This is a genomic window from Brooklawnia sp. (assembly GCF_049651565.1).
GTDB lineage: Bacteria > Actinomycetota > Actinomycetes > Propionibacteriales > Propionibacteriaceae > Brooklawnia.
In genome coordinates, this window is record NZ_JBASCI010000122.1 from 1 (window position 1) to 6,474 (window position 6,474).

The 6,474-nt window shown below is 69.4% G+C and carries 6 protein-coding genes and 1 pseudogene; 1 reads left to right on the top strand and 6 read right to left on the bottom strand.

The features are described from left to right. A pseudogene (locus WBL05_RS06065) lies at window positions 1-330 on the bottom strand (hypothetical protein); the annotation flags it as partial. 125 nt (window positions 331-455) lie between these two features. On the opposite strand from WBL05_RS06065, the gene WBL05_RS06070 reads away from it, so the two are divergent. Further along, entirely contained in the window at window positions 456-1,580 is a 1,125-nt protein-coding gene (locus tag WBL05_RS06070) for an LOG family protein (RefSeq protein WP_424224461.1), read from the top strand. Between the two features lie 32 nt (window positions 1,581-1,612). Here WBL05_RS06070 and rlmN read toward each other — a convergent pair whose 3' ends face one another. The 5 genes from rlmN to tsf form a co-directional block, all read right to left on the bottom strand. Beyond that, window positions 1,613-2,770, bottom strand: a complete 1,158-nt coding sequence (rlmN, locus tag WBL05_RS06075; RefSeq protein WP_424224462.1) for a 23S rRNA (adenine(2503)-C(2))-methyltransferase RlmN — start codon at window positions 2,768-2,770, stop codon at window positions 1,613-1,615. A 31-nt stretch (window positions 2,771-2,801) separates the two neighbouring features. Next, window positions 2,802-3,755, bottom strand: a complete 954-nt coding sequence (locus tag WBL05_RS06080) for a phosphatidate cytidylyltransferase (RefSeq protein WP_424224463.1) — start codon at window positions 3,753-3,755, stop codon at window positions 2,802-2,804. A gap of 2 nt (window positions 3,756-3,757) precedes the next feature. Beyond that, a complete protein-coding gene (gene frr, locus WBL05_RS06085; protein ID WP_424224466.1) occupies window positions 3,758-4,279 on the bottom strand; it encodes a ribosome recycling factor in 522 nt (173 codons plus the stop codon). A 120-nt stretch (window positions 4,280-4,399) separates the two neighbouring features. Then, window positions 4,400-5,116, bottom strand: a complete 717-nt coding sequence (pyrH, locus tag WBL05_RS06090) for a UMP kinase (protein ID WP_424224467.1) — start codon at window positions 5,114-5,116, stop codon at window positions 4,400-4,402. 367 nt (window positions 5,117-5,483) lie between these two features. Beyond that, on the bottom strand, window positions 5,484-6,293 hold the full coding sequence (gene tsf, locus WBL05_RS06095; RefSeq protein ID WP_424224464.1) for a translation elongation factor Ts: 810 nt from the start codon (window positions 6,291-6,293) through the stop codon (window positions 5,484-5,486). Window positions 6,294-6,474: the final 181 nt, after the last annotated feature.

Consider the following 6,474-nt stretch of genomic DNA (forward strand, 5'->3'; position numbering starts at 1 on the left):
CCCCACCACCGCGATGTCGGCCGGCAGGCCGGCCACCTCGACCGGCGCCGATGGTCCGGCCACCACCTCGGCCTCGGCGGCTTCCCAGTCGACCAGGCCACGATCGATGTTGAGGTCGCCACGTTCCGCCCAGAACGCAGCCACCGCGTAGTCATCGGTGATGCCCAGCCGCAGCGGGGTGAACTCCAGCGCGAGCTCGGCCAGCCGGCGGGGGTCGGTGCCGTCGTCGGACAGCCCATCGACCAGGAAGTCGATGCGATGCCCGGCCACCACCGACAGCGCGGCCCGGCCCAGATCGGTGGTCGCCCCGATGATCACCATGGTTCGCACCGTCCCAGTCTGGCACGGGCACCGGTCCGCAGGCCGGTGGCGGCGGCCGCACGCCCCGGTAGCATCGGGGACGGTGCCCGCCAAACCCCGCTGCAGGGCTGCCCGCCCGTCACCTGAGGAGTCGCATGAACCCCGCGCACGTACCAACTGTCGAAATCGAGTCCCTGGCCGAGTGGGATGCCCGGATCGGGTCGGCCGAGGCGATCGCCGGGTGGGTGGTGCAGTCGGTCGACCTGTCGCAGCGCGCGGCCGACCTGAACCGGGTCGACCCGGAAGGCGCGATCCTGCTCGGCTGCGAACTGCCCGATGGCCTGGCCGACGACCTGCTGGAGCGTGGTGCGCTTATCTTCCCGCGGCTGCCCCACGTGCCGTTCGACGCCTACCGCGCCACCCTGTACAGCCCGGCGGAGCTGTACGACGGGATCATCGATGGCCAGTTGTACGCGCACACCACCGACGCGGCGATCTACTCATGGGCCAAGTCGTTGCCCGCCCCCGAGGACCTGGCCTCTTCGCTGGCCATGACCCTGCACGACCATGCGGTCACTGATGCGCTGGAGGAGCTGATGGCCGGCATCGACCCCGCCCGCACCGTCGGCCTGATGGGTGGCCACGCGCTTCCGCGCGGCTCCGATGACTACGTCGGGGCGGCTCGGTTGGCGTCCCAACTGACCCTGTCCGGGTACACCGTGCTGACCGGCGGTGGTCCTGGCGCGATGGAGGCGGCGAACCTGGGCGCCTACCTGGCCGGCGAGTACGCGGTGCTCAGCAACGCCATCGACCAGCTCTCGGCGGCCCCGGACTGGCAGGGCAACCAGACGATGTGGGTGGCCACCGCACTGGACATCCGGGCGCAGACGGCCGCCACCGGCCGGTCGATCGGGGTGCCCACCTGGTTCTACGGCCACGAGCCCTCGAACGTGTTCGCGACCGCCATCGCCAAGTACTTCAGCAACGCCCTGCGCGAGGACCTGCTGCTGCAGCACTGCCGTGGCGGCCTGATCTACCTGCCGGGCGCGGCCGGCACCGTCCAGGAGGTCTTCCAGGCGGCGACCGCCAACTACTACTCCGCCGATCCCCACCTGGTATGCCCCATGATCTTCGTCGGCGTCGACTACTGGACCCACCAGCTGCCGGTCTGGCCACTGGTCGAGGAGCTTGGCCGGGGCCGGACGATGGGCGAGCGGCTGCTGCTGGTCGACGACGTGGATGAGGCCGTCAAGTACCTGAACGGCCGCCTGCGCGGCTGACGCCGCTGCGTTTGGTGATTAGTGTCGCGGCACTACCGGGCGACCGCCCCGGTGCGCGCCGCCAGCTGCCCGCAGGCGCCGTCGATCTCCCGGCCGCGGGTGTCGCGGACGGTGACCGGCACCCCGGCGCGTTCCAGGTGCTGGACGAACGCCCGTTCGTCCTTCGGACGCGACGCCGTCCACTTGCTGCCGGGGGTGGGATTGAGCGGGATCAGGTTGACGTGGAACCAGCCCCAGTCGCCGCGCGCCTTGAGCCGCCTGGCCAGCAGGTCGGCCCGCCCAGCCTGATCGTTGATGTCCTTGATCAGGATGTACTCGATGCTCACCCGGCGCTTGCTGCGGGAGGCGTAGTACCAAGCGGCGTCCAGCACCGCATCGACGTTGAAGTGTCGGTTCAGCGGCACCAGTTCGTCGCGCAACTCGTCGTCCGGCGCGTGCAGCGACAGCGCCAGGGTCACCGGCAGGTCCTCGTCGGCAAGCTGCCGCATCCTGGGCACCATGCCCACCGTCGAGACGGTCAGGCCGCGGGCGCCGATGCCCAACCCGTCCGGCGCGGCCGCGTGGACCTGCCGCGCCGCGGCCAGCACCGCGTTGTAGTTGGCCATGGGTTCGCCCATACCCATGAAGACGATGTTGTTGACCCGGCCGGGCCCGCCGGGCAGTTCGCCAGCCGCCAGCCGGCGGGCCGCGTCGTGCACCTGCCAGGTGATCTCGCCGGCGCTGAGGTTGCGTTGCAGACCACCCTGCCCTGTCGCGCAGAACGGGCAGGCCATCCCGCAGCCGGCCTGGGACGAGATGCACACGGTGGTGCGTCCCGGGGAGTCCGGGCCCTGCGGGTACCGCATGATCACCGATTCGATGACGGCGCCGTCGAATGCTCGCCAGGCGGTCTTGGTGGTCAGGCCGGTGTCGGCGGTCTGCTGCCGGATCGGGGTCAGCAGGGTCGGGAAGAAGGCCTCGCTGACCTGCTGGCGGGACGCCGCGGGCAGGTCGGTCCAGTTCGCCGGCACGGGGTCGAGCCGGCCGAACCACTGGTAGGAGACCTGCCGGGCCCGGTAAGCCGGAAGGCCCAGCCCGATGATCGACTCGACTCGTTGCTCGGGGGTCAGGTCCATCCAGTGGGTGGGTGGGCGGCGCCGGGACGCCACGAGTTCGCCGGTCAGGTCGATGGGTCCGGTGGTCGAGCTCATGGCTTCGAGTCTGCCCGATCCTGCGAATCGCTCAGACCAGCGCCAGCATGGCCACCCAGGCGAATGGCGCGGCGACCAGCAGCGAGTCCAGCCGGTCCATGGCGCCGCCGTGGCCGGGGACCAGCTTGCTCATGTCCTTCAGGCCGGCGTCCCGCTTGATCATCGACTCGATCAGGTCGCCGGTAGTGGCGGCGATCGACAGCACCGCGCCGATGGTCGCTCCGACCCACCACTCGGCGCCGATCAGCGGCGGCCCGATCAGCGCACCGGCCAGCGCGGTGAGCAGGACCGCCCCGCCGAAGCCCTCCCAGGTCTTGCCGGGGCTGATGTGTGGGGCAAGCTTGTGCCGGCCGAGCAGGGAACCGACCGCGTAGGCGGCGGTGTCGGAGCAGGGCACCAGCAGGAAGTAGTAGATGACGCGCAGGTTGCCGTCGGGCTGGGCCAGCAGCAGGGTGAGGGTTGACAGCAGCAGCGGCACGTAGCCGATGGTGAAGACGCTGGCCGCGGCGTCCCCCATGAACCCGCGCACCGGGCTGCGGAGCCGGGCCGCCAGGCAGACGATGATCATCACGGCCAGGCAGCCGAGGGTGACCGCCACGCCGGCCAGTTGACCGGCGTCCTGGGCGATCCAGTAGGACAGGCCGAACATCAGCGGGGTGCCGACGGCGATCGGCGCGAAGACTCCCTGCAGCTTCGCCTTGCCCAGGGCACTGATGACCTCGTAGGAGCCGGCCACTGCGGCAGCCATCAGGAAGATGACGAAGCCCCAGTTCCACCACAGCAGCGTGCCGAGGATCCAGGCCAGCAGCGCCACCGCGGAGGCGATCGCCACCGGCAGGTTCCGGCCGGCGCTGCGCCGCCTGGTCTTCTCGGTGCCGGTGAAGGGCGTGATCAGTGACTCGGCGTGAGCCTGGTCGGATGCGCTGCGTGGTGGAGCAGCGTCCGGCTGGTGTGGTGATTCGTCCCCGCCCCGGTCGGCTGACACCGTCAGACTTCCAGCAGCTCGGCTTCTTTGGCCTTCAGCATCTCGTCGATCGCGTCCACTGCCTTCTTGGTCTCGTCATCGAGCTTCTTGTCGGCGCGTTTGGCCTCGTCCTCGCCGATCGACTTGTCCTTCTCGGCCTTCTTCACCTGATCGACGGCGTGGCGGCGCACGTTGCGGACCGCGACGCGAGCTTCCTCGGCCTTGTGGCGGACCAGTTTGATGTACTCCTTGCGGCGCTCCTCGGTGAGTTCGGGCAGCACGACCCGGATGGCGACGCCATCGCTGGCCGGGTTCACACCCAGGTCGGAGTTGCGGATCGCTTTCTCGATGCCAGGCAGCGCCGCGCGGTCGAACGGGGTGATCAGCATCACCCGCGGCTCGGGCGACTGGAAGGTCGCGAGCTGCTGGATCGGGGTCGGGCTGCCGTAGTAGTCGGCCTCAAGCTTGTTGAACATCGCCGGGTTGGCGCGGCCGGTGCGGACGGTCGCGAAGTCCTGGCGGGCGAAATCGATGGCGCCGGCCATCTTCCGGCGGGCTTCCTTGATGATGTCATCGGTCACTGTGGTCCTTCCGAAGCTGTTGCTAGTGAGGTTACTTGCTGGCGGGGCATCCGGGCGGGACCCGCGGCAAGCCGGCGGCATGGCTCAGGCGTGTACCCAGGTGCCGATCCGCTCACCGGCGACGGCCCGGCAGATGTTGTGGTCGTCGTCCAGCCCGAAGAAGAGCATGTCGAGGTCGTTGTCGCGGGCCAGGCTGATGGCGGTTGCGTCGGCCACCTTGAGGTCCTTGGCGAGGAACTCGTCGTAGGTCAGCTCGTGGTAGCGCCGGGCATCCGGGTTGGTCTTGGGGTCGGAGTCGCAGACCGCGTCCACCCCGTTCTTGCCCATCAGCAGGATCTCGGCCTTGATCTCGAGTGCCCGCTGTGCGGCCACGGTGTCGGTGGAGAAGTACGGCATGCCCGAACCGGCACCGAAGATCACCACCCGTCCCTTCTCGAGGTGGCGTTCGGCCCGGCGCGGGATGTACGGCTCGGCGACCTGTCCCATCGTGATAGCGGACTGGACGCGGGTGGGCACACCCTGCTTCTCCAGGAAGTCCTGCAGCGCCAGCGCGTTCATCACCGTGCCGAGCATCCCCATGTAGTCGGCGCGATCCCGGTCCATGCCGCCGCGCTGCAACTCAGCGCCGCGGAAGTAGTTGCCGCCACCGACCACCACTGCGAGCTGAGCTCCGGTGGCGACCACCTCGGCTATCTGACTGGCCACCGAGGCGACGATTATCGGGTCGACACCGAGCTTGCCACCGCCGAACGCTTCACCGGACAACTTGAGCAGGACACGACGGTAGGGCTCAGGCATCAGTTTCCTCCACGGGCTGGGCGAATCCTGAACCACTCTAGTGCCAGGCCTCGCCGAACGGCCACCGGGCGACCTGGCGCCAGGCAGACCCGGCAACTCCGGGGGACGGGCGACGATTCGACCCCGCGAGCTGACAGCGGCGCCGCCAGCCCAGGGACGGCTGTCAGGTCGGGTCCTGCGCGGCGGGCTCCATGAAGAACTCCCAGGTCAGGCCATGGCCGAGCAATGAAGGCCCCTCACAGAGGTGGAGCATCCTACGCGCGCCGTCCCGCTGTTACCAGCGGCCAGACACGCAACAGACCCGGCCAGCCGGTCGGATCAGCGAGTCGGGATCCGCGGTGGCCGGGTCTGGTTGGTGAGCCCGGGTAGGTCAGCCGCCCACCACGAAGCGCACGAAGCGCTTGATGGTGACATTGGCCTCATTCGCCAACTGGCCGACGGTCTTCTTGTCCTCGGCGATCGACACCTGCTCCATCAGGCAGGCCTCCTTGTAGAAGGCGTTGACGCGCCCCTCGACGATCTTGGGGATGATCTTCTCGGGCTTGCCCTCCTCCTTGGCGGTCTCGGTGGCGATCCGCTCCTCGCGGGCCACCACCTCGGCCGGCACGTCGGCGCGCGACACGTAGTCGGGACGCATGGAGGCGATCTGCAGCGCCACGGCGTGTACGAAGTCCTCCTCGTCGCCCTCGTACTCGACCAGGACGCCGACCTGGGGAGGCAGGTCCGCGCTGCGGCGGTGCAGGTAGGTGTGCACCAGGCCCGTGAAGTGGGCGACCTGGGCCAGTTCCAGCTTCTCGCCGATCTTCGCCTCCAGGGCCGAGATCGCGTCGCCGACGGTGTTGTCGCCGAGCGGCAGGGCCAGCGCCGACTCGACGTCGGTGGCGCCACCGTCCTCGACCGCCTGCACGATCGCGTCGGCGAGGTTGACGAACTCCTGGTTCTTGGCGACGAAGTCGGTCTCGGAGCCGAACTGGATCAGCGAGGAACCGGTGGCGGCGACCAGGCCGTTGTTGGCGGAACGATCGCTGCGCTTGGCGGCCTTGGCGGCGCCGGACACGCGGAGCAGTTCGGTGGCGCGCTCGAAGTCGCCGTCGGCCTCGGTCAGGGCCTTCTTGGCGTCCATCATTCCGGCGCCGGTCTGGTCGCGCAGCTTCTTCACATCTGCGGCAGTGATTGCCATCTGGGATCCTTTGCGGTTCGGGTCGGTTGAGGTCAGTTGGATGCGGGCTCGTCCGCGGCGCCCTCGGCGGGGGCCATCTCGGTGCGGGCCTGGCGCGACTCATCAGCCAGTGCGGCGGCCTCGCCCTCGGCAACCTCAGCATCGCCGCCGTCGGGCGCGCCTTCGGCGGGCTGCTGGGCGG

Excerpts from the sequence above, each read along its gene's own strand:
- WBL05_RS06070 (WP_424224461.1), top strand. The coding sequence starts at position 456 with ATGAACCCCGCGCACGTACCAACTGTCGAAATCGAGTCCCTGGCCGAG.
- rlmN (WP_424224462.1), bottom strand. The coding sequence starts at position 2,770 with ATGAGCTCGACCACCGGACCCATCGACCTGACCGGCGAACTCGTGGCG.
- frr (WP_424224466.1), bottom strand. The coding sequence starts at position 4,279 with ATGGCCGGCGCCATCGATTTCGCCCGCCAGGACTTCGCGACCGTCCGC.
- tsf (WP_424224464.1), bottom strand. The coding sequence starts at position 6,293 with ATGGCAATCACTGCCGCAGATGTGAAGAAGCTGCGCGACCAGACCGGC.